Raw genomic sequence first — 21659 nt, 5'->3', positions numbered from 1 at the left:
AACCTCTTGGACGATGCATCGTTCATCCCCGCCGCGATCGGGTGGATACTCGTCATCGCGATCATCATCTTCGTGGTGGTCACGCTGGCTCGCTCCATCCGCATCATCCCGCAGGCCACAGCCGGCGTGGTCGAGCGCCTGGGCCGCTATCACAAGACGTTGATGCCCGGACTCAACATCCTGGTGCCCTTCATCGATCGCCTCCGGCCCCTCATCGACATGCGCGAACAGGTGGTCTCGTTCCCGCCGCAGCCTGTGATCACCGAGGACAACCTCGTGGTCTCGATCGACACCGTCGTCTACTTCCAGGTGACCGACGCTCGCGCCGCGACATACGAGATCGCGAACTACCTCGGTGCGGTCGAGCAGCTCACGACGACGACCCTCCGAAACGTGGTCGGTGGCCTCAACCTCGAAGAGGCTCTGACGAGCCGCGACAACATCAACGGCCAGCTCCGCGTCGTTCTCGACGAGGCGACCGGCAAATGGGGCATCCGCGTCGGGCGAGTGGAGCTGAAGGCGATCGACCCGCCCATCTCCATCCAGGATTCGATGGAGAAGCAGATGCGCGCCGAGCGTGACCGCCGTGCGGCCATCCTCACGGCCGAGGGAACCAAGCAGTCCGCGATCCTCGAGGCGGAGGGCGCACGGCAGGCGGAGATTCTCCGCGCAGAGGGTGACAAGCAGGCGGCTGTGCTGCGCGCCCAGGGTGAGGCCGAGGCGATCCAGAATGTCTTCACCGCCATCCACCAGGGTGAGCCGGATGACAAGCTGCTGGCCTACCAGTACCTGCAGATGCTGCCGAAGATCAGCGAGGGACAGTCGAACAAGCTCTGGATCATCCCGAGCGAGCTGACCGAGGCGCTCAAGGGCATCGGCACCGCGTTCACGCCGAAGCCCGGACAGCCTCCGACGAACCACCCGGGCGCGTGACGCACCCCTACTTCGAGAAGGCAGCCCACCCCCGAGTCCTCGCTCACCGCGGTCTGATCACCACGGCGGGCGAGGACTCCGGCGTCTGGGAGAACTCGGCAGCGGCCTTCGCCGCGGCTCACGCCGCCGGCGCCGAGTTCATCGAGACGGACTGCCGGATGACGGCCGACGGTGACGTCGTTCTCTTCCACGATGCGACGCTGCAGCGCCTTGTCGGCGACCCCCGACCCGTGCGGGATGTACGCACGCGTGAGCTCGCCGCGATCTTCGCCGATCACGGCGGTCTCCTCACCGTCGCCGAGGCCCTGTCGGCATTCCCGACGACGCGCTTCAACATCGATGTGAAGACCACCGAGGCCGCCGAGCCCCTCGGCCCGATTCTCGAAGATCACACGCACCGTGTGCTCGTCACCAGCTTCTCGGATTCCGACCGTCGCGCCACGATCGCATCGGTGCTCCGTGCAGGTGCCGCTCTCAGACCGGCCACATCGGGTGGCAGTCGCACCATCGCCGCAGTTCGCGCCCTCTCGGCTGTCCGCGTCTCCCCCGGCCGCGCGCTGCGCGACATCGACGTCCTCCAGATCCCCGAGCGTCACCGCGGTGTGAAGGTTCTCACTCCCCCTCTGATCAGCGCCGCGCACCGACGCGGCGTCGAGGTCCACGTGTGGACGGTGAACGACGCCGACTCCATGCGACGGCTGGTCGATGCAGGTGTCGACGGGATCGTCACGGACCGCGCGGACCTCGCGCTGGCGACGATCGGCCGCTGATCGCGCCACGCCGCCTCTACGCTGTGGCGCTGGGATTCCGCTGTGAATCGCGCCGAGATTCCGCCCGCGTGGATGAAGCGCACAGGCTGGAGCGTTATACCTGACAGCGACGAGAGGACCACACAATGGCAGATCGCAGCCTACGCGGCATCCGACTCGGCGCCCAGAGCCTACAGAGCGAAGAGGGCGTCGTTTTCATGGAGCGCCGTGAAACCACCTACATCTGTGACACCTGCGGCCATGTCACGAACCTGATGTTCTCGGCGGACGCAGAACCGCCCCAGACCTGGGAATGCCGTGCCTGCGGAGCGGACGCCCGCCTGAACGTCGACGGCCAGGCCGTCACGCTCGACGCGACCGACGAGAAGGCAGCGCGAACGCACTGGGACATGCTTCTCGAGCGTCGTACACGCGCAGAACTCGAAGAACTGCTCGAAGAGCGACTCGCCTTCATTCGCGCGCGCCGCGGTGCAGGTGAAGACCCGACCCGCGAGAAGATCGGCGCCTAGCGCCGACGGGCGCGCAACCATCCGAAGGCCAGCGCGCCCAGCCCGCCCCACAGCAGCAGCATCTGGATCCAGGGGCCGGTGACGACACCGGCTGTCAGGCCGGAGCGAAGCTCGACATCCTCGAGCAGCGCTCCGGCCTTTCCTGCGTCGAGGCTCGATACGGTGGACCCATCCGGGCGGATGATCTGGCTCGTGCCCACCGTCGAGATGTTCACGACGCTGCGGCCGGTCTCGATCGCCCGCATCCTCGCGAATGCCAGCTGCTGCAGATTCTCGTTGGTGCCTCGGAAGTCGGCGTTGTTGGTCTGGAAGACGAGAACCTCGGCTCCTTCGGCCATTCCCTCGCTGATCACGTCGTCGTAGATGACGTCGAAGCAGATCGCCAATCCGACCCTCACGCCGTCGACATCGATGACCGGCGGGTTCGTTCCCGGGGTGTATTCGCGTTGGATGAGTCCGATCAGATCGGGCGCGAGTGCATTGAAGAAGGCACGGTCGGGCACGTACTCGCCGAAGGGAACCGGGTGCCGCTTGTCGTGCAGCTGCCCGTCCCCGCCGTCTTCCGTCCACAGCAGTGAGGTGTTGTAGAACAGGCCCTCTCGCTCCGTCGCGGCGTTGGCAAGCAGCGGCGCGCCGATTCGCGAGGTGATCGCGCTCATCCTCCGCGCCAACGAATCCGACTGGAACGGGTCGAAGTCGAGCGATCCCTCGGGCCAGACCAGCAGATCGACGTCTTCGCCGTAGAGCGGTTCGGTCGCGTCCGTCTGCGCGTCGATGAGCGAGTAGGGCTGGCGCTCGTCGAAATACCCGCTCGGCCCGTTCCCCTGCACCGCGGCGATGCGCATCGACCCGGTGACGGTCGTGGGGAACAGGGGCGTGATGAGCAGGGCCACCGTCACGATGACCGGTGCGATCAGCGCGGTCGGGCGTCGCCAGGCACGTTCGCGAATCACCTGGATGAGGAGGGCGACGAGGAACACCATCAGGAAGCTGAGACCGCTGACGCCGATCCACGAGGTGACCGGGGCCAGCGGGCTCTCGGCCTGGCTCATGCCCAGACGGGCCCACGGGAAGCCTCCGTACGGCCAGGAGCCGACGAACACCTCGCGCCCGACCCACAGCGCAGCCACGACGGCCGGAAGAAGCAGGAGGCGCGCCCAGGCGCCAGGGAAGGCTGTGGGGATCCATCGATAGGCGAGCGTGATCAGGATCAGCGCCACCGCCGTGAGGACGCCTTCGAGGACGCTCAGTGCGGCCCAGGGCAGCGGGCCGAGGTAGCGCGAGGTGAACGACACGAGCAGTCCGAAGAAGATCACCCCGTAGACCAGCCCCACCGCGAGCGCGCCTCCGACCCGACGGCCGATGAGCGCGACGAGCAGCAACGCGGTTGCCGGGAACGCCAGTGCCCACACCGCGGCATCCGGGTAGGAGAGATTCATCAGGAGCGCAGCCAGGGCCGCAACGGGAAGGGCGAGCGAAAGCGGCAGAAGAGGGCGCTGTCGCGCTGGGGAATCAGGCATCGGTCCCGTTCTCACATCGAGGAGTAGGCGACGATGCCGCGGCGCACGCCGTCGAGAGCGACGCGGGCATTGCGCGCCAGGGCGCCGTCCTCCGCGACGATCGAGAGCTGGTCGAGCAGGTCGATCGTCTGCTTGGCCCACCGGACGAAGTCGCCCGCGGCCATGTCGGCGTCGATCAGGACGCGATCGAGCATCCCGCCCCGGGCCCACGAGTGCATTGCGCCCGCGAGACCGGCAGCCAAGGGCTCGGACCCCGGAAGATGGTGATCCTTCTCGAGGTCGTCGAGCTCGGCCCAGAGAGTCGTGGTCTTCTCGTAGGCTGCGCGGAAAGCCCCTCTCGGCAGATCGCGCTCGCCCGCGTTCGCCTCATCGCGACGCGGCTCGTAGACGAGGCAGCAGGCCATGGCGGCGAGCGACGGAGCGTCCAGGCCGCTCCAGAGACCCTGCCGCAGGGATTCTGCGACCAGGAGATCACGCTCTCCGTAGATGCGACGCATCGTCCGACCGGCCTCGGTGAGAGTGGTCTCGTCGTTCTCGTCTCGATGGAGGTAGTCGAGCGTCTCGAGCACCTCGACGACACGATCGAAGACGCGAGCCACCGTTCCGGTCCTCGTCTCGATCTGACGACGGATGCGGTCGTTCTGCCTCTTGAGCTTCCAGTACCGCTCCGCCCAGCGGGCGTGGGCCTCGCGATCGGGGCAGCGGTGGCAGCCGTGCCGCTGCATCCGGGTGCGCAGGCTCTGGATCTGCTTCATGCGCTTGTCGCGCGATGCCCGCGGAGCGTTCGAGTCCTGACGGTTCTTCTTCTCGAGGTCGCTGAGCTCCCGGCGGATCGAGGCATAGTCCAAGAAGTCGCCGTGGTCGCAGACCATCGCCGCCTTGTAGCCGTCGAGGGATTCCTCGGCCTCACGCACCTGCCTGGCGAGTCCGACCACCGCGCGATCGGCCTGGAACTGAGCGAAGGACGATTCGAGCACCTCGCGCGCCCGCTGTTTGCCGAACAGGTCGATCAGGTTGACCGCCATGTTGTACGTCGGACGGAAACTGGAGTTGAGCGGGTAGGTGCGACGTGAGGCGAGTGCGGCGACCGCCTGCGGATCCATCCCCGCGGTCCACTGCACCACGGCGTGGCCTTCGACGTCGATGCCCCGTCGCCCGGCTCGCCCGGTGAGCTGGGTGTACTCCCCCGAGGTGATCGCCACCCGGGCCTCACCGTTGAACTTCTCCATCTTCTCGAGCACCACGGTGCGTGCGGGCATGTTGATGCCCAGCGCCAGGGTCTCGGTCGCGAACACGACCTTCACGAGCTTGCGCTTGTAGAGCTCCTCGACGACCTCTTTGAAGGCGGGCAGGAGCCCGGCGTGGTGGGCGGCCACGCCGCGTTCGAGGTTCTCCAGCCAATCCCAGTATCCGAGAACACCGAGATCCTCGTCCTGCAGTGTCCGCGTCCTGTCTTCGACGATCGCGCGGATCTCGGCCCGCTCCTCGGTCGAGGTCAGACGGACACCCGATCTGCGGACCTGCTGTACCGCAGCGTCGCAGCCGACCCTGCTGAAGATGAAGAAGATCGCCGGCAGCAGGTTGGCCGCCTCGAGCAGCCGCACCACGTCGGGGCGGTCCATGCGCTCGATCCGCTGCACGTTCGCCGAGCGGACCGCACGGCGTCCTCCGCGTGGCGGACGCTGCGCCTGCCGTCCCGCATGACGATTGCTGCGGTAGGACTGCGCCTCACGGTTGTTGTCGTAGTTCGAACCGGTGGACGAGCGGATTCGCATCAGCTCCTGATTCACCAGAGCCGTCGCGATGCCCGCGCGGTCGTCGAACAGCGGGAGCAGATCATCACGCACCAGCACGTGCTGCTCGAGCGGCACCGGTCGGATCTCCGAGACGATCACCTCGGTGTTTCCGCGCACCGTGTCGAGCCAATCGCCGAACTCCTCGGCGTTCGACACCGTGGCGCTCAGCGACACCAGCCGCACCTGCTGCGGGAGGTGGATGATCACCTCTTCCCACACCGCCCCGCGGAATCGGTCGGCGAGGTAGTGCACCTCATCCATCACCACATACCGAAGGTCGCGCAGCGCTGCGGAATCGGCGTAGATCATGTTGCGCAGCACCTCGGTCGTCATGACGACGATCCGAGCGTTGCCGTTGATGTTGGTGTCACCCGTGAGCAGACCCACGTCATCGGCGCCGTAGACGTCGACCAGCTCGCGGAACTTCTGATTGGAGAGGGCCTTCATCGGCGTCGTGTAGAACGCCTTGTCGCGCGGCGTCTGCATCGCGAGATGGATCGCGAACTCTCCGACGATGGTCTTTCCCGCCCCGGTGGGAGCGGCGACCAGCACGCTGCTCCCGTCTTCGAGCGCGTGGCACCCTTCGATCTGGAACGGGTCGAGCTCGAACTTCTGGTTCGCGGCGAAGGCGACCGTCGCCGGGTGCCCTGCGGCTTCGCGAGCCGCGGCGTATCGCTCTGCCGGCGAGCTCATGCGCTCACGGGTTCGATGCCCGCGGCCGCATCAGCCTTGCGCTTGCGCCGATCGAAGAGCATCGAGATCAGTGAGGCCGCGAAGTACAGCACGATCATGGACCCCATCAGCAGCAGCATCGAGAAGACATCGGCGGGCGGTGTGGTGACGGCCGCGAAGATCGTGCACACGAGGATGGCGACGCGCCATCCCTTGAGGATCTCTTTGCCCGAGACGACCCCCGCGAGGTTGAGCGCGACGAGGAAGACCGGGAGCACGAAGGCGATGCCGAGCACGAGCAGGAACTTGAAGACGAAGTCGTAATAGGTCGCGTAGTCGAAGAACTGCGCCATTCCCGTCGGCACGAAGCCCGCCATGATCTCGATCACGTGCGGGAGCACGAAGAATGCGACAGTGCATCCGCCGAAGAACAGCGGGATGGCAGCTCCCAGAAACCCCCAGGTGTACTGGGTCTCCTTCTTCGTGAGTCCAGGCATCACGAACGCCCAGACCTGCCAGAGCCAGACCGGGGCTGAGATCAGCAGACCGATCGCGAACGCGATGCGCATTCGGAGATCGAACCCGCTCGTGACGGTCGTGAAGTTGAGGCCGACGTACTCGCGGCCTTCTTCTTCGGCGATCGCAGCGATCGGAATCGACAGGAGATCGATGACCGGTCCGGTGATGATGAACGCGATGATCATGCCGACCACGAGAGCGCCGGCCGCGATGAACAGTCGCCGACGCAGCTCGATCAGATGCGCGCCGAGAGACATCCGCCTGTCGCGGCCCGGCGTCCCCGGATCGGCGGATTCGAGAGCGGACACGAACTATGCGGATCGAGGAGGCTGACCCGGATCCGTGTCGCGAGCCGTCACCGTGGTGTCCGCGGTGGTGGCCGCGGGAGTCGGGGATGCCGGATCCGCGGCGTCAGTCGCGTCCTCGTTCTTCATCGCCTTCATCTCGCCCTTGAAAACCCGGGCGGACTGCCCGAGGCTCTTCGCGAGTGCCGGCAGCTTCGCCGCACCGAAGAGCAGCAGGATGACGGCGAGGATGATCAGCAGATGTGGCCAACCGAAAGCGCCCATGATTCTCCTTCGTCGTTTAGTAGCAGTCTAACCGGCGTTGTCGCCGTCTGGTCGGCGATACAGCGCGAGTCCTGCGGCGGCCCACTCGCGTGCAGCCGTGCGGGCGACGCCGGGATCCACGACTTCGAGGGCTCCGCCGAACTTCGCCGCCAGTCGTTTCACACCCCGAGGGTCGGCCAGGTGCAGCCGCACGGTGACGATCCCGTCACTGACGTCGGCGTTGTCCGCGGTGAGGAAGTCACCGAGCAGAGGCGCCATCCGCTCGGGCACACGCACTCTGACCTCGCCCTCGTCCTCGACGGCGGTGAACGCCTCCGGGACGTGGTCACCGGCATGTGTGATCGGAATGTCCGTCAGACGCGCATCGCTCACCCGATCGAGGTGGAACGTCCGCATCGCCTGTCGCATGTGGCACCACCCCTGCAGATACCACTGTGCGTTCGTGATCAGCACCTGCACAGGATCCACGGTTCGCGTGGTGGGTGCGGCATCGGGCGCCTGGTATGTGAACGACACGGCGACACCGTTCTGCACACCGCGCGACACGACCTGGCGCACCTCGTCGACAGCGCTCGGCGCGACGACGACCTCTGCCGGGGCGTCTGCCGCACCGCGCGACAGCTTCGAGATGAGACCGCTGACGAGTCCGGAGTCGGAGACCGCCGGCACGGCGGCGACCATCTGCAGACCGGCGAGCAGCGCTGCGGCCTCGCGGGCGGTGAAGCGCGGAACCCGACGCAGGGCGACATCGTTGGTGATCTCGATGACGTCCTCTTCGTCGAGGAGGTCCCAGTTGATGTCGAACATCTCCTGCGGCTGCTGCCAGAAGCCGGAATCACCGGGCAGGCCGATGACGGTCAGCTTCTCGACCATCTGTCGCATCTCTGCCGGAGTCACCCCGAACTCCGCAGCCGCCTCAGCGAGCGAGACCTGGCCGTGCTCGAGCAGGTAAGGCACGAGCGTCAGGTAGACGCGGACGCGGTCGGCGGCGAGCAGCGGCTTCGTCTGAGCGCTCATCGTGACTCCCCTGCGTCCGAATTGGTCGCGACGACCGCGCTCAGGCGATCGACGACTGCGGTGCGCAGCGCGACCGGCTCGACCACCCGCACCTCGGGGCCGTACGAGGCGAGTTCGTCGGCGAAGATATGCAGGTCGACGAACGGCACGAGGATTCCCTGTGTCGCCGCAGGCGTCGCACGGCGGCCCAGACGCAGCGAGGCCTCGGTGCCAGGGGTGACCTCGAGCAGCGCCGAGTTCTGAGAGGCGACGCGCTCGAGACCGCTCAGTGCACGCTCCCCCGCTCCCTCGCGCAGGGCGGAGTCGAAGGCCCTCGATGTGATCTTCACATCCCCGACGATTCTGCTGAGCAGGAACATGCGGTCCTCCTCGATGTCCACGTCGACGCCGAAGACATGCCATCTCGCCTCGTAGTCGACAAGAGCCAGCGGACGGATGCTGCGGCGGCGCGGTGCGTCCTCCCCCGGCTTGAGGTAGTCGAAGACGACGACGCGGCTCTTCTCGATCGCGTCCTGCAGCTGCGGGAACGCCGCATCGCGAGCGGTGATCCGTGGCGCGAAGCCGATGATCGGCTCGTCGCCGTCGATCCCGAGTGCCCGGATCTTGCGCACGCCGGCCTTGGCGTCGCCCGACGCGGATTCGGCACTCCAGACACTGCCGGCGAGTTGCAGCACAGCGAGCTCAGCAGCGGTGAACTCGATGTCGCTGGGCAGGTCGTATTCCGCCTGCGGAATGCGATACCGGGCTTCGCGGAGGTCATTGGGATCAGCCTGGTCGCCGATCGTCTCGACGGGGACGCCGAGAGTGCGCAGCTCGTCCTTGTCGCGCTCGAACATCTTCTCGAGCGCATCCGAGCGCACGCCCGCATCGGCACGCTGACGGTAGCCCGACACGTTGTCGAGGATCTGCTGCTTGGTGAGCCCGATCTCCGTGGCCATGAGCGCCACGACGAGGTTCGTCAGACGCTCTTCCGCGGGAATACGGGCGGCCATCACTGCTCCGGAACGGGAACGATGCCGAGGATGTCGACCACGATGGCGGTCGCCGGGTTTCCGTCGGCTTCGGGCACGACGACGAGCAGCTGCGACCCGACGGTCGCGCCGACGAGCTCCTCCGCTGCCGGACCGATGTTGGGCTCCGCGCCCCAGCTGCTCGATGTGACGGTCTTGTCATCCCAGCCCAGGGCCATGATGTTGGTCACGATCGTCGAATCCTTCTCGACCTTCGCACCATCGCCCTTGATGAGCGTCTGAGTCACAGCCTCCGTCGGAGCATCGCTGTCGGGGATGATCACGCCAGGGGTCCCGTCAGGAGCGCGCACCACGGTCGGCAGGCCACGGGCGTCGTTGAACTGGGATGCGCCTTCGGCGTGGGCCAGGTAGACATCCTGCAGGTCGACGATCGCGACGACGTTCTCGTCCTTCGCGAGTCCGAATGCCTCGGCATTGGCTTCACCGAAGTCCTCGGGGGTCAGCACGGCGATGATCCGGCTTCCGCCAGTGGCGCACTCGAGCACCGTCTCGAGTCCGGCGGACCGCTCGGCCCAGTACGAGATGCTGTGCACGCGGCTCGGGTCGCCGTTGAATTCGGACTCGTACAGCTTCTCGCCGCTCTCTCCGCCGTAGAAGGCGATGTCGAGCACCATGGGCTGAGAAGTCGAGGTCAGGGTGTTCCCCTCGCCGGTGATCACGTCGGCGAATGAGGTCTCGTCCGCCTTCACGGGGCTGTAAACCGTGACGTCGGGCGCCTCACCCAGATCGCCCTCCACGGACACCGAATCCTTGATGGATGGGGTAGACGCGGCCGCACGATCGCAGACATCACCGGCGAACGACGGCGCCGAAGCGCATCCGGTCAGAGTGAGGACGGCGAGGCTGAGGGTTGCCAGAACGGCGGACGTTTTACGCACGCGCTCCAGTCTATTCCGTCGGTGGCTCGGATTCGCGCGAACCCGATGCGAGACGTGCCCCTTCGGCGGCCTTCGCGGCCTCCCTGGCACGCTTGCGCAGGTTCTTGTCGTTGATCTCCCGATCGCCTACGGCGCCGGGCGTCCACGCGTCGACATCCGCATCGCCATAGCTGCTCTTCGAGGCCCTGCGCTTCACCTGCGGCGCCACGGCACCCGGTGCCAGCCGGCGCGCCGTGAGGAGGAAGCCGGTGTGCGCCACCATGCGGTGATCGGGCCTGACGGCGAGGCCTTCGACGTGCCACCCTCGCACCATCGTCTCGGACGCCTCGGGGTCGGTGAACAGCCCGGTACCGCGGATGTACTCGGCGACGCGCGAGAGCTGTGTGGCCGTCGCGACGTAGCAGAGCACGACGCCGCCGGGTGTGAGTGCGTCGGCGACGACGTCCATGCATTCCCACGGTGCGAGCATGTCGAGCACGACGCGATCGACCGTGCCGGCCGGGAACTCGGCTGGAAGCGCCTCGGCGAGATCCCCGACGACCACGTTCCAGGTGTCCGGCGTCTCGCCGAAGAATGTCTCGACGTTCCCGCGGGCGACCTGGGCGAAGTCCTCACGACGTTCGAACGACACCAGTCGACCGACCGGACCGATGGCCCGGAGCAGCGAGAGCGAGAGGGCGCCCGAACCGACGCCCGCCTCGACGACAACCGCGCCGGGGAAGATGTCGGCCTGCATCACGATCTGCGCCGCATCCTTCGGGTAGACGATCGCCGCGCCGCGCGGCATCGACATCGCGAAATCGCGCAGCAGCGGCCGCAGCGCGAGGTACTCGTGCCCCGAGCTGTTCGCGGCGACCGAACCGTCGGGAAGACCGATGAGGTCACGATGCCGCAGCACTCCCTGATGGGTGTGCAGCTCGCCGTCCTCGCGGAGGGTCACGGTATGCAGACGACCCTTGGGGCCGGTCAGCTGCACCCGATCGCCCTCCCGGAACGGCCCGCTCGGCCGCGGTGAGGTGATGTCGGTCATCGGGTGGCTCCCGTCATGGAGGACTTGCGGTCGAAGAGTTCGATCAGGTCTGCGGCGGTGCGGCCTTCGAGGGTCGGCCAGAGCTCGTGAGCGCCGACGTCGTCGAGGGAGACGATGTGCGGCACGCCGAGAGCGACGGCGCCGGAGGCGATGCCTGCACGGAGTCCGGTCGGCGAGTCCTCGATGACCACCGCCTCGGCGATGTCGATCTCGAGCAGCGACGCCGCGTGCAGGTACGGCTCGGGGTGAGGCTTGGGGTGGATCACGTCATCGCCCGCGACGACGATGTCGAAGGCGTCGAACTCGATCAGGTCGACGACGCTCAACGCCATGCGGCGCAGCGACATCGTGACGAGGCCGGTGGGGATCCCCGCCGACTTCAGGTCCTGCAGCAGCTCGCGGGCACCGGGGCGGAAAGGCACTCCCTGCGTGCGCAGCGCCTCCTGCACTCCATCGGTGAGGAGCGAGATGATCGCCTCCGCGTCCATGTCCACCCCCGCGTGCTGGAGGATGATCGCACTGTCGATGAGACCGTTGCCGACCAGCTGAAGGGCGTCCTCGTGGGTCCATGACCCGCCGAAGGATTCGACCAGCGCCGTCTCGGCTGCCATCCAATACGGCTCGGTGTCGACGAGGGTTCCGTCCATGTCCCAGAGGATCGCGCGGGGCTGTCTGCTCACCGAACCATGTTACCCGTGGCTCCGCCCGGTCCCCGCGCGGTCGGACTAGCCTGGAGGGATACCGATCCGGAATTGGCGAAGGGAGCCCACGATGGATGTCCTCGGTTCACGCATCGTCATCGTCGCCTTCGATGGCTGGAACGACGCGGGTGAGGCCGCGAGCGGTGCGATCGCCGCGCTGCGTTCCGCGAACGACTACGACCTCGTGCACTCCATCGACCCGGAGCTGTACTTCGACTATCAGTACACCCGCCCGGCTACGAAGACGGACGCCGAAGGCCGCCGCCAGCTCACCTGGCCCGAGGCCGGTCTGTGGCGCCCGCGCGACCCGGGGCCCGGTCCCGAGTTCTGGGTGCTGACGGGAGTCGAGCCCGCGCGCACCTGGCAGTCGTTCGCTGCCGAGTTCATCGACGTCGCTCTTCGCGACGACATCACCGGGTTCGTGACCCTCGGCGCGATGCTCTCGGATGTGCCCCACACGCGGCCGATCTCGATCTTCGCCTCGAGCCAGAACGAGCAGGTCCGCGCAGCGCATGGCCTCGAGCGGTCTCTCTATGAGGGCCCCGTCGGCATCCTCAGCGTGTTCGAGCACTTCGCCGAGAGCGCCGGAATCCCGACCGCGAGCCTGTGGGCCAGCGTGCCTCACTACGTCGCCTCCGCCACTCCGTCACCGAAGGTCACCCTCGCTCTTCTGGACAGGCTCGAGGAGCTGACCGGCGTCGACGTCCCGCGCGATCACCTTCGCACCGAGGCCGCCGCGTGGGAGGCGTCGATCGACGCCGCCGCCGCCGATGACGAGGACATGACGGAGTACATCCGCCAGCTCGAGCAGACCCGCGACACGTGGGACTCCCCCGATGCGTCCGGCGATGCGATCGCTCAGGCCTTCGAGCGCTATCTGAAGCGCAGAGGCGACGGCCCCGGAGACCACAAGCGCTGAGCCCGGAGGTCTCCGGTGCCGCGCTGCTATGCCGCGATGACGCCGGTGCCGAGAAGGACCAGGAGCACCGTGCCCAACAGGATGCGATAGATCACGAACGGCAGGAAACTGCGCTTCGAGATGTAGTTCATGAAGAACGCGATCACGCCCAGTGCCACGACGAACGCGATGCCGGTCGCTGCGAGCGTGTCGCCGAACGAGAAGAACGAAGGCTCGTCCCAGCTCTTGAACAGCTGATAGAAGCCACTGCCGAACACCGCGGGGATCGCCAGGAGGAACGCGTAGCGCGCGGCAGCCGCGCGCTCATAACCGAGGAACAGTCCCATCGTGATCGTCCCGCCCGAGCGCGACACACCCGGGATCAGCGCGAGCGCCTGCGCGAAGCCGTATGCGATGCCATGCGGATAGGTGAGCTGATCGAGCTTGCGTCGCTTCGCGCCCACGTGGTCGGCGACGCCGAGCAGGATGCCGAACACGATCAGCATGATCGCGACGATCCAGAGCGACCGGAAGACGGTCTCGATCTGATCCTGGAAGAGCAGGCCGAGCAGCACGATCGGGATGCTCCCGATGATGATCATCCAGCCCATCCGGGCATCCGGATCGCTGCGCGGCACTCTGCCCGTCAGCGAGCGGAACCACTGCGCGATGATGCGGACGATGTCGCGCCAGAAGAACACCACGACCGCCGCCTCCGTGCCGATCTGCGTGATCGCGGTGAACGCGGCACCAGGGTCCTCGCCGGACGGCAGGAACGTGCCGAGGATGCGCAGATGGGCGCTGGAGGAGATCGGGAGGAACTCGGTGAGTCCCTGGACGATGCCGAGGATGAGCGCTTCGAACAAGTGCATGGAGGAGCTTTCTGATTCGTGGTGCGCGGACGTGGAGCAGAGAGCTCAATACGTGCGCAGCAGATCGGCCAGCACCCGCTGACCGAAGACAAGCGATTCTACGGGCACTCGCTCATCGACACCGTGGAACATCCCCGTGAAGTCGAGGTCGGCAGGGAGGCGGAGTGGCGCGAATCCGTACCCGGTGATCCCCAGATAGGCCAGCGCCTTGTTGTCGGTTCCGGCGCCGAGCAGATACGGAATGACCGGCACTCCCGGGTCGTGCCGCCCCAGACTCGCCACCATCGCCTCGACGAGTTCGCCCTCGAACGGCGTCTCCATGCCGATGTCGCGAACGACGGTCTGGATCTCGATGTCATCGCCGACGATCTGCTGCAGCTCGGCGAGCACCTCGTCCTCGGTTCCCGGGATCACCCGCACGTCGATCAGCGCTTCGGCTCGTTCGGGGATCACATTGTGCTTGTACCCCGCGGTGAGCGCCGTGGGGTTCGTCGTCGTGCGGAACGATGAGCGGAGGAACGCCTCAGCGGGGCCGGCGGCGGCAGCAAGCGCGTCCGGGTCGTCGATGGAGCGGCCTGTGAGAGCGCTCAGGCCCTGCAACAGCGCCTCCGTGGTGGGAGTGAGACGAAGGGGCCATCGAGTGCGCCCGAGGGCCGCCACAGCTTCTGCGAGCTTCGTGACGGCGTTGTCGTCGTGCAGTCGGCTTCCGTGGCCGGCACGCCCCCGCGCGACGAGGCGGATCCAGATGAGCGCCTTCTCCCCCACCTGCAGCAGGTAGGCGCGGCGATCGTCGACCGTGATCGAATAGCCTCCCACCTCGCTGATGGCCTCGGTCGCTCCCGCGAACCACTCCGGGTGGTTCTGGACGACGAGCGCCGAGCCCTCGACGCCGCCGTTCTCCTCGTCGGCGAAGAAGGCGAGCACCAGATCGCGCTCCGGCTGCTCCCCCGCACGCAGGAGGTCTGCGACGGCCGTGAGGATCATCGCGTTCATGTTCTTCATATCGACAGCCCCACGCCCCCAGAGCATGCCGTCCTTGACGATGCCCGCGAACGGGTCGACGCTCCAGTCCTCGGCCATCGCCGGGACGACGTCGAGGTGCCCGTGCACGACGAGAGCCGGCTTGCTCCGATCGCGCCCCGGCACGCGCGCCATCACGTTCGTGCGCCGCGGGATCGGCTCGTAGTATTCGACATCCAGACCCAGGTCCTGCAGATAGGCGCCGACATATTCGGCTGCCTCACGCTCACCCTTCGCGTTGCCTCCGCCGAAGTTCGAGGTGTCGAATCGGATCAGGTCGCTCGCGATGCGAACCACCTCGGGGAGAGCCACGTCAGTCATGAGGTCCAGGCTATCGAAACGTCGTGGCGCGCCCGGGCGTCACCGCCGGTTTCTGAGTGCCTCGAAGCTCGTGCTAATGTAAATCTTCGTTCGGCAACGAACATCCAACACCTGCGCGGGTGGCGGAATGGTAGACGCGCTACGTTGAGGTCGTAGTGCCCGTAAGGGCGTGGGGGTTCAAGTCCCCCTCCGCGCACAGACAGGCCTCGGATATCCATACGATATCCGAGGCCTTCTTCGTACCTTCGGTGTCGACGTGTCGTCCGGCAGAACTCGAGGTGAATCCCCCGAGCCCTGCCCCACGGGCCGGCGGGCGCGTCAGAGCGCGCTCACGCCAAACACCAGCCCGAGCACGTACGTGACGGCCGCAGCGCCGAAGCCGATCGCCAGCTGCCGCAGCGCGCGACGCAGGGGCGGTCCACCCGACAGGATGCCGACCATCGCTCCGGTCGACAGCAGAGCGACACCCACCAGCACGAGCGCGACGACCACCGCAGTCGTCCCATCGAGTCCGAAGATCCACGGGAGCACAGGGATGATCGCGCCGGACGCGAAGAGCAGGAAGCTCGAGATGGCCGCCGTCCAGTCGCTGCCGACGATCTCGTGGTCGTCTCCGGCGTGAAGGTGGATCGGCCCCGTCGTCGTGCGCTCGACTCCGGCACGCGCGGCGTCCACTATCCGCCGTGCGCGCTCGAGCGCCTCCTGCTGGCCGATTCCGCGCGCGCGGTAGACCAGAGCGAGTTCGTTCTCGTCGATGTCGAGATCTGCGGCGGATGCCGCGGCATCCTCGTTGGCTTCCGTCGACGCCAGCAGCTCGCGTTGGGAGCGCACGGAGACGAACTCCCCCGCGCCCATCGACAGAGCCCCGGCGAGCAGACCCGCGATCCCGCTGAACAGGACGAAGGCGGAGCTGACACCCGTGGCGCCGATGCCGAGCACGAGTGCGAGGTTGCTCACCAGGCCGTCGTTCGCTCCGAAGACGGCAGCACGGAACGACCCGGACAGACGGCGCCTCCCACGAGCGGCGAGACCTCGGACGACTTCGGAGTGCACCTTCTCGTCTGCGCGCATGGCAGGAGTCGCGTACTGCTCGGAATCATACGGAGATCTGTCCTCGGCGCTCTGCGCGAGTGCGAGGACGAAGATGGATCCGAACCGCCCGGCCATCCAGCCCAGCAGGCGCGACCGGATACCGGCTCGCGGCAGTCGCGCCGGTTCTGCGCCCAGCAGATCGAGCCAGTGCTGCTCGTGGCGACGCTCGGCATCGGCGAGGCTGAGCAGGATCTCGCGCTCCTCGCCCGTGCGACGGTTCGCGAGCTTCTGGTAGACGAGCCCTTCGGCGCGTTCTTCCACGAGGTAGCGCGCCCAGCGGCGACGGTCTGCGGCGGTCGGCTCGGCGGCAGCGGGGGCTGTCATGAAGTCTCCTGATCGACGATCCCCGGGAACGGGGCAACCGTTCAACGCTAGCTTCGAGCCACTCTCTCGGCGGCACTGGGAGCAGGATTGCCAGCTTTTCGGGCCTCCGAACCGAAGGCGCGATTCAGGATCGGACGCGCTTGCGGAGCACGTCGATGCGCGACTGCAACTGCGTGACGGTCGCCTGCGCGACAGCAGGCCCGCCGCAGATCCGGCGCAGCTCCGCGTGCACGGCCCCGTGCGGCTCGCCCTTCTGGCGGGCGTACAGGCCGACGAGGCTGTTCAGCAGCTGGCGCTGCTCGCGAAGCGTGCGGTGCAGCGGCGCCGGGAGCGTGGTCGTCTCGGTCGGCCCTGCCTCGGCCTCCCGTGTCTCTCGCAGGCGAGTCTGACGTGCCTGGCGTTGCATCAGCAGCTCGTGCACGTGCTCGGGCTCGAGAAGACCGGGGAACCCGATGAACTCCTCCTCCTCGGGGGTGCCCGGCTCGGCGAGCTGGCCGAACTCCTGACCCTCGAACACGACCCGGTCGAAGTGCGCAACAGACGAGAGCGCCTGATAGCTGAACTCCTGTGTCAGCGCATCCGAGGCGTCGTCTTCGCGGTTCGCCGACTCGAGCAGCGAGTCCTCGAGCCCGTCGTCGTCCTTCGACTGACGATCGAGAGCGTGGTCGCGCTGCTTGTCCATCTCGTTCGCGAGTCCCATGAGCACCGGAACCTGCGGAAGGAAGACACTCGCCGCCTCGCCCCGTCGACGCGCCCGCACGAAGCGACCGATCGCCTGGGCGAAGAAGAGCGGCGTCGACGACGACGTCGCGTAGACCCCGACGGCCAGTCGGGGCACGTCGACGCCTTCCGACACCATGCGCACCGCGACCATCCAGCGATCCTCGCTGTTGCTGAACTTCTCGATCCGCTCCGAGGCTGTCGCGTCGTCGGACAGGACGATCGTCGGCTGCTGTCCCGTGATGCTGTGCAGGATCTTGGCGTAGGCGCGTGCCACCGTCTGGTCGGTCGCGAGCACCAGTCCTCCGGCGTCGGGCACGTGGTGCCTGATCTCGGTCAGACGACGATCCGCAGCCGAGAGCACGGCAGGCATCCACTCGCCCTCGGGGTCGAGCGCGGTGCGCCAGGCCTGCGACGTGACGTCTTTCGTGTTGTCCTGACCGAGATGCGTCTCGAGCTCGTCGCCGCTGCTCGTGCGCCACCGCATCTTGCCCGCGTACATGTGGAACAGCACGGGCCTGACCACGCCGTCTGCCAGCGCCCGGCCGTAGCCGTAGTTGTAGTCGGTGCGGGAGATGCGCGCGCCGGACTCGTCAGGGTGGTACTCGACGAACGGGATCGGTGCGGTGTCGCTGCGGAACGGGGTGCCGGAGAGCAGCAGTCGGCGCTTCGCCGGTCCGTAGGCGTCGCGGATCGCGTCGCCCCAGCTGAGCGCGTCGCCACCGTGATGCACCTCGTCGAGCACGACGAGCGTCTTCGCGTCTTCGGTCAGATGACGGTGGACCGACGACTTCGCCGCCACCTGCGCGTAGGTGACCACGGCGCCGTGGTAATGCCGTGCCGGCGCCCAATGACTGTTGCGGAACCGGGGGTCGAGACGGATGTGCACGCGAGCGGCGGCATCCGCCCACTGCGTCTTCAGATGCTCGGTCGGGGCGACCACGATGATGCGGTTGACCTCGCCCATGCGCATGAGCTCGACGGCGAGGGTGAGGGCGAACGTGGTTTTTCCTGCACCCGGTGTCGCCGCCACGAGGAAGTCTCGCTGATCGGCCTGGAAGTACTGCTCCAGCGCTTCCTGTTGCCAGGCGCGCAGCTTGTTCGCGGTTCCCCAAGGGGCACGCTGAGGAAAGGACGGAGAGAGCATCGAGACAACGATAATCGCTGCCGCCGACACTCGGCACGCTCACGAGTTCCGCCGCGCGCGTCTCGCCCGCACGCTCGTACCCGGGTAGGCTCGGTCACTGCGCGGCCTCCACCGCACGGCTGCGCTCGTCGTGAAGGAGAGCTGGATGACAGATCAGGATTCGATCCGAACCCCCGAGCTCGACAACGAGAATCCGCACCCCTGGCGGAGGTTCGTCGCGATCGGCGACTCGTTCACCGAAGGCATCGGCGACCCGGACCCGTCGCAGCCGGGCAGCCACCGTGGCTGGGCAGACCGTGTCGCCGAGGTGCTCTCGCGCCAGGTCGACGACTTCGCCTATGCGAACCTCGCCGTGCGCGGCAAGCTGATCTCCCAGATCGTGCGCGATCAGATCGAGCCCGCCGTGGCGCTGCATCCCGACCTCATCTCGATCTGCGCCGGGGGCAACGATGTGATCCGACCGGGAACCGACCCCGACGCGATCGCCGCCCAGCTCGAGGACGCCGTCGCGCGTCTGTCGTCGACGGGCGCCGCGATTCTGCTCTTCACCGGAGTCGACACGGCCTTCACTCCGGTCTTCCGGGCTTTCCGCGGCAAGGTCGCCATCTACAACGAGAACGTGCGCGCGATCGCCGAGCGACACGACTGCATCGTCGCCGATCAGTGGGCGCTCAAGGTCGTGCAGGACATGCGGTTCTTCGACGACGACCGCCTGCACTACAACTCGCTGGGCCACCACGAGGTCGCCCGCATGGTTCTGCGCGCGCTCAACGTGCCCAACGATCTCGAGGCCATGCAGCCCGAGACCATCCCGCTCCGCACCTGGCGCGAGGCCCGCACCGAGGACTTCGGCTGGGCCCGAGAGCATCTCGTGCCCTGGGTCCTGCGTCGTCTGCGCCACCAGTCATCCGGCGATCACATCGTGGCCAAGCGCCCCGAGCCCTCCCCGATCATCCTCCCGAAGTCAGACTGACGACGGCCAGCGGTCAGGGCGAGGTGAGCGCCCACAGCGCCACTGCGGCGGCAGACGCGACGTTCAAGGAATCCACGCCACCGGACATCGGAATCGTCACGACCGTGTCGGCGTGGTCGAGGGCCGTGCGGGAGAGCCCGTCGCCCTCCGAACCCATGACGATGGCGACTCGCTCGGGGCGGTTCGCGACATAGGCATCGAGCGCCACGGCGTCATCGCTGAGAGCGAGAGCTGCGATGTCGAACCGCGCCGCGTGGAGGTCCGCCACGGCAGACTCCCAATCCGTGATGCGAGTCCATGGCACCTGGAACACCGTCCCCATGCTCACGCGCACGCTGCGTCGGTACAGCGGGTCCGCTCCCCCGGGCGACACCAGCACCGCGTCCGCCCCGAGGCCCGCGGCCGCACGGAACGCCGCACCGACGTTGGTGTGATCGCCGACGTTCTCGAGGATCAGCACGAGGTTCGCGGCGTCGAGGACCTCGCGCACGGTCGGAAGCACGGGGCGATGCATCGACGCGATCGTGCCCCGGTGAACGGCGAAACCGGTCACCGATTCAGCCACCTCGTCGGGGACGACGTACACCGGCACGTCGAGGTCGCCGACGATCGCCCGAATGTCGTCCACCCGCCGCTCCTGCACCAGCACGGAACGCGGACGATGACCAGCCCCGACCGCCCGAGCGATCACCTTCGTCGATTCGGCGATGTAGAGCCCACCCGCCGGTTCTCTCACGGTCCGGAGCGCGGTGTCGGTGAGCCCGCGGTAGTCGTCGAGTCGTCGGTCGTCCGGATCGGTCACGCGCAGCAGTTCCACGCGGCCCAGTCTGCCATCGCTTGGTCCACCGGCTCCGCGGTCAGCCGCGACGCGTCGACCACGCTGCGCACGTCGTAGACTCGCACAGGGAGGTCCTGTGAGCGCATCGAGTCCGGTCGAACTGTCGGCCACCATCGCTCGCACCGCTGAACTCCTGCGTGGTCGCAAGATCGCACTGCTCACAGGCGCCGGCATCTCCACGGACTCGGGAATCCCCGCCTACCGTGGCGAAGGATCCCGCAACCGGTCCGATCCGATGACGATCCAGCGGTACCTCGCCGACGAGGCTGCACGGCGCCGCTACTGGGTCGGCGGCCATCTCGGGTGGCGGGCGTTCGCTCGGGCCGAGCCGAATCCGGGTCATCTGTCGCTCGCCGACATGGAGTCGTCAGGTCACGTCAGCGGCGTCATCACCCAGAACGTCGACGGCCTGCATCTGCGTGCAGGCAGCTCTCATGTGATCGAAGTGCACGGAACGATGCGCAGGGTCCTCTGCCTGAAATGCGGTCAGGTGTTCGATCGCCGCGACGTCGCGGTGCAGATCGAAGAGCGCAACCCCTGGATCACCGTCCCCGAGAACGTGGCATTGAACCCCGACGGCGATGTGCTCCCGGAGAGCACCGACGGCTTCATCGTCCCCGTGTGCACCGTCTGCGAAGGGATGCTGAAGCCTGACGTCGTCTTCTTCGGCGAGTACGTCCCGCAAGACCGCTTCAAGGCTGCCGAGTCCCTGCTCCGTGCCAGCGACGCTCTGATCGTCGCCGGCTCGTCTCTCGTCGTCAACTCCGGCGTGCGGCTCGTCGAACGCGCACGACGACGCAGCATCCCGCTCATCATCATCAACCGTGAGCCCACGCGCGCGGACGTCTGGGCCGATGCCACCATCGCCGCAGGCACCAGCGATGTGCTCCCCGCGATCCAGGAGCTCCTCGAATGACTCTGCTCACGCTCATCCGCCATGGCCAGACGGACTGGAACCTCGCCCGTCGGATCCAGGGCTCCACCGACATCCCGCTGAACGAGAAGGGCCGCGAGGATGCACGGACCGCCGCAGGTCTCCTCGAGGGCACCACGCACCATTCGATCTACGCCAGCCCGCTGAAACGCGCGCGGGAGACGGCCGAGATCATCTCGGGGAGTCTCGGCCTCGGCTCACCGGTGCTGGTGCCGGACATGCGCGAGCGCGAGTTCGGCGAGGGCGAGGGCATGCTCGTGTCGGACTACATCGAGAAGTACGGCGACTGGCTGTCTCCGGTCCCCGGGGCGGAGACATTGGAGGGGGTCGCAGAGAGAGCGCTCATCGCACTCGACACGATCGCTCGCGACGCTCGGCGTCGTTCCGCACCGGTGGCGGAGTCCGTCATCGTCGTGACGCACGGAGGCGTGATCCGGTCGCTGATCGACCATGTCTCCGGTGGCACACTGCCGCGCGTCGGCGAGGTCCTCGCGAACGGCTCGGTCCACCGTTTCGAGGCCTCCCCCGGCTCGCTGCGCCTGATCGACCAGGGCATGCTCGTCTGACCCGGGAAC

Annotated in this window: 21 protein-coding genes and 1 tRNA gene; 8 read left to right on the top strand and 14 right to left on the bottom strand. The window is 67.3% G+C overall.

Annotated features, from left to right (window positions below):
• The first annotated feature begins 6 nt into the window (after positions 1-6).
• The 3 genes from AC04ME_RS10725 (at position 7) to AC04ME_RS10715 (ending at position 2212) form a co-directional block, all read left to right on the top strand.
• A complete protein-coding gene (locus AC04ME_RS10725) occupies positions 7-933 on the top strand; it encodes an SPFH domain-containing protein (RefSeq protein ID WP_042536670.1) in 927 nt (308 codons plus the stop codon).
• Positions 930-1703 carry a glycerophosphodiester phosphodiesterase family protein gene (locus AC04ME_RS10720; protein ID WP_475434907.1) on the top strand — a complete coding sequence of 258 codons (774 nt, stop codon included), beginning with the start codon at positions 930-932 and terminating at the stop codon, positions 1701-1703. The genes AC04ME_RS10725 and AC04ME_RS10720 overlap by 4 nt, the downstream gene beginning before the upstream one ends.
• A 125-nt stretch (positions 1704-1828) precedes the next feature.
• Complete coding sequence (locus tag AC04ME_RS10715) at positions 1829-2212, top strand: RNA polymerase-binding protein RbpA (RefSeq protein WP_042536672.1); 384 nt, start codon at positions 1829-1831, stop codon at positions 2210-2212.
• Here AC04ME_RS10715 and lnt read toward each other — a convergent pair.
• Genes lnt through AC04ME_RS10670 form a run of 9 tightly spaced genes read right to left on the bottom strand, consistent with a single transcriptional unit; the run spans position 2209 to position 11891 of the window.
• Positions 2209-3732 carry an apolipoprotein N-acyltransferase gene (gene lnt, locus AC04ME_RS10710; protein WP_475434904.1) on the bottom strand — a complete coding sequence of 508 codons (1524 nt, stop codon included), beginning with the start codon at positions 3730-3732 and terminating at the stop codon, positions 2209-2211. The genes AC04ME_RS10715 and lnt overlap by 4 nt on opposite strands.
• An 11-nt stretch (positions 3733-3743) precedes the next feature.
• Positions 3744-6221 carry a DEAD/DEAH box helicase gene (locus AC04ME_RS10705; protein WP_475434902.1) on the bottom strand — a complete coding sequence of 826 codons (2478 nt, stop codon included), beginning with the start codon at positions 6219-6221 and terminating at the stop codon, positions 3744-3746.
• Positions 6218-6976, bottom strand: coding sequence for a twin-arginine translocase subunit TatC (gene tatC, locus AC04ME_RS10700; protein ID WP_475435047.1), 759 nt, complete (start codon positions 6974-6976; stop codon positions 6218-6220). The genes AC04ME_RS10705 and tatC overlap by 4 nt, the downstream gene beginning before the upstream one ends.
• A gap of 54 nt (positions 6977-7030) precedes the next feature.
• Entirely contained in the window at positions 7031-7288 is a 258-nt protein-coding gene (gene tatA / locus AC04ME_RS10695) for a Sec-independent protein translocase subunit TatA (protein WP_042536676.1), read from the bottom strand.
• 27 nt (positions 7289-7315) lie between these two features.
• On the bottom strand, positions 7316-8305 hold the full coding sequence (locus AC04ME_RS10690; RefSeq protein ID WP_042536677.1) for a helix-turn-helix transcriptional regulator: 990 nt from the start codon (positions 8303-8305) through the stop codon (positions 7316-7318).
• Positions 8302-9297, bottom strand: a complete 996-nt coding sequence (locus tag AC04ME_RS10685) for a helix-turn-helix transcriptional regulator (RefSeq protein WP_475434900.1) — start codon at positions 9295-9297, stop codon at positions 8302-8304. Before AC04ME_RS10685 ends, AC04ME_RS10690 begins: the two co-directional genes overlap by 4 nt.
• Positions 9297-10214, bottom strand: coding sequence for a hypothetical protein (locus tag AC04ME_RS10680; protein ID WP_475434898.1), 918 nt, complete (start codon positions 10212-10214; stop codon positions 9297-9299). Before AC04ME_RS10680 ends, AC04ME_RS10685 begins: the two co-directional genes overlap by 1 nt.
• Positions 10215-10224: 10 nt before the next feature.
• On the bottom strand, positions 10225-11244 hold the full coding sequence (locus tag AC04ME_RS10675; RefSeq protein WP_042536680.1) for a tRNA (adenine-N1)-methyltransferase: 1020 nt from the start codon (positions 11242-11244) through the stop codon (positions 10225-10227).
• Entirely contained in the window at positions 11241-11891 is a 651-nt protein-coding gene (locus tag AC04ME_RS10670; protein ID WP_475435045.1) for an HAD family hydrolase, read from the bottom strand. The genes AC04ME_RS10675 and AC04ME_RS10670 overlap by 4 nt, the downstream gene beginning before the upstream one ends.
• A gap of 124 nt (positions 11892-12015) precedes the next feature.
• Between AC04ME_RS10670 and AC04ME_RS10665 the strand changes: the two genes are divergently transcribed.
• On the top strand, positions 12016-12864 hold the full coding sequence (locus tag AC04ME_RS10665; RefSeq protein WP_042536682.1) for a PAC2 family protein: 849 nt from the start codon (positions 12016-12018) through the stop codon (positions 12862-12864).
• A gap of 26 nt (positions 12865-12890) precedes the next feature.
• Here the strand turns inward: AC04ME_RS10665 and AC04ME_RS10660 are convergent, their stop codons facing one another.
• Together AC04ME_RS10660 and AC04ME_RS10655 are read right to left on the bottom strand one after the other, a co-directional pair.
• The gene (locus tag AC04ME_RS10660; RefSeq protein ID WP_079112782.1) at positions 12891-13715 is read right to left on the bottom strand and encodes an undecaprenyl-diphosphate phosphatase; all 825 of its coding nucleotides are present in this window, start codon (positions 13713-13715) and stop codon (positions 12891-12893) included.
• 45 nt (positions 13716-13760) lie between these two features.
• Positions 13761-15056, bottom strand: coding sequence for a M20/M25/M40 family metallo-hydrolase (locus tag AC04ME_RS10655; protein ID WP_042536684.1), 1296 nt, complete (start codon positions 15054-15056; stop codon positions 13761-13763).
• A 113-nt stretch (positions 15057-15169) separates the two neighbouring features.
• Between AC04ME_RS10655 and AC04ME_RS10650 the strand changes: the two genes are divergently transcribed.
• Positions 15170-15252 (top strand) — tRNA-Leu (locus tag AC04ME_RS10650).
• A 122-nt stretch (positions 15253-15374) separates the two neighbouring features.
• Here AC04ME_RS10650 and AC04ME_RS10645 read toward each other — a convergent pair.
• Both AC04ME_RS10645 and AC04ME_RS10640 read right to left on the bottom strand, forming a co-directional pair.
• Positions 15375-16472 carry a VIT1/CCC1 transporter family protein gene (locus AC04ME_RS10645; protein WP_042536685.1) on the bottom strand — a complete coding sequence of 366 codons (1098 nt, stop codon included), beginning with the start codon at positions 16470-16472 and terminating at the stop codon, positions 15375-15377.
• 124 nt (positions 16473-16596) lie between these two features.
• Positions 16597-18339, bottom strand: coding sequence for a DEAD/DEAH box helicase (locus tag AC04ME_RS10640; RefSeq protein ID WP_042536686.1), 1743 nt, complete (start codon positions 18337-18339; stop codon positions 16597-16599).
• Between the two features lie 145 nt (positions 18340-18484).
• Here AC04ME_RS10640 and AC04ME_RS10635 point away from each other — a divergent pair, with 145 nt between their 5' ends.
• Complete coding sequence (locus AC04ME_RS10635) at positions 18485-19312, top strand: SGNH/GDSL hydrolase family protein (RefSeq protein WP_079112780.1); 828 nt, start codon at positions 18485-18487, stop codon at positions 19310-19312.
• 13 nt (positions 19313-19325) lie between these two features.
• On the opposite strand, the gene AC04ME_RS10630 is transcribed toward AC04ME_RS10635, so the two are convergent.
• A complete protein-coding gene (locus tag AC04ME_RS10630) occupies positions 19326-20129 on the bottom strand; it encodes a TrmH family RNA methyltransferase (RefSeq protein ID WP_475434894.1) in 804 nt (267 codons plus the stop codon).
• Between the two features lie 97 nt (positions 20130-20226).
• On the opposite strand from AC04ME_RS10630, the gene AC04ME_RS10625 reads away from it, so the two are divergent.
• Positions 20227-21066: a Sir2 family NAD-dependent protein deacetylase gene (locus AC04ME_RS10625; protein WP_042536689.1), complete on the top strand. Its 840-nt coding sequence runs from the start codon at positions 20227-20229 to the stop codon at positions 21064-21066.
• Positions 21063-21650, top strand: coding sequence for a histidine phosphatase family protein (locus AC04ME_RS10620; RefSeq protein WP_042536690.1), 588 nt, complete (start codon positions 21063-21065; stop codon positions 21648-21650). The genes AC04ME_RS10625 and AC04ME_RS10620 overlap by 4 nt, the downstream gene beginning before the upstream one ends.
• Positions 21651-21659 lie beyond the last annotated feature (9 nt).

The sequence above is a fragment of the Microbacterium sp. LjRoot205 genome (assembly GCF_056175745.1).
Note: the sequence above shows the minus strand (reverse complement) of the source record. Positions and strands in the feature narration are given on the sequence as shown.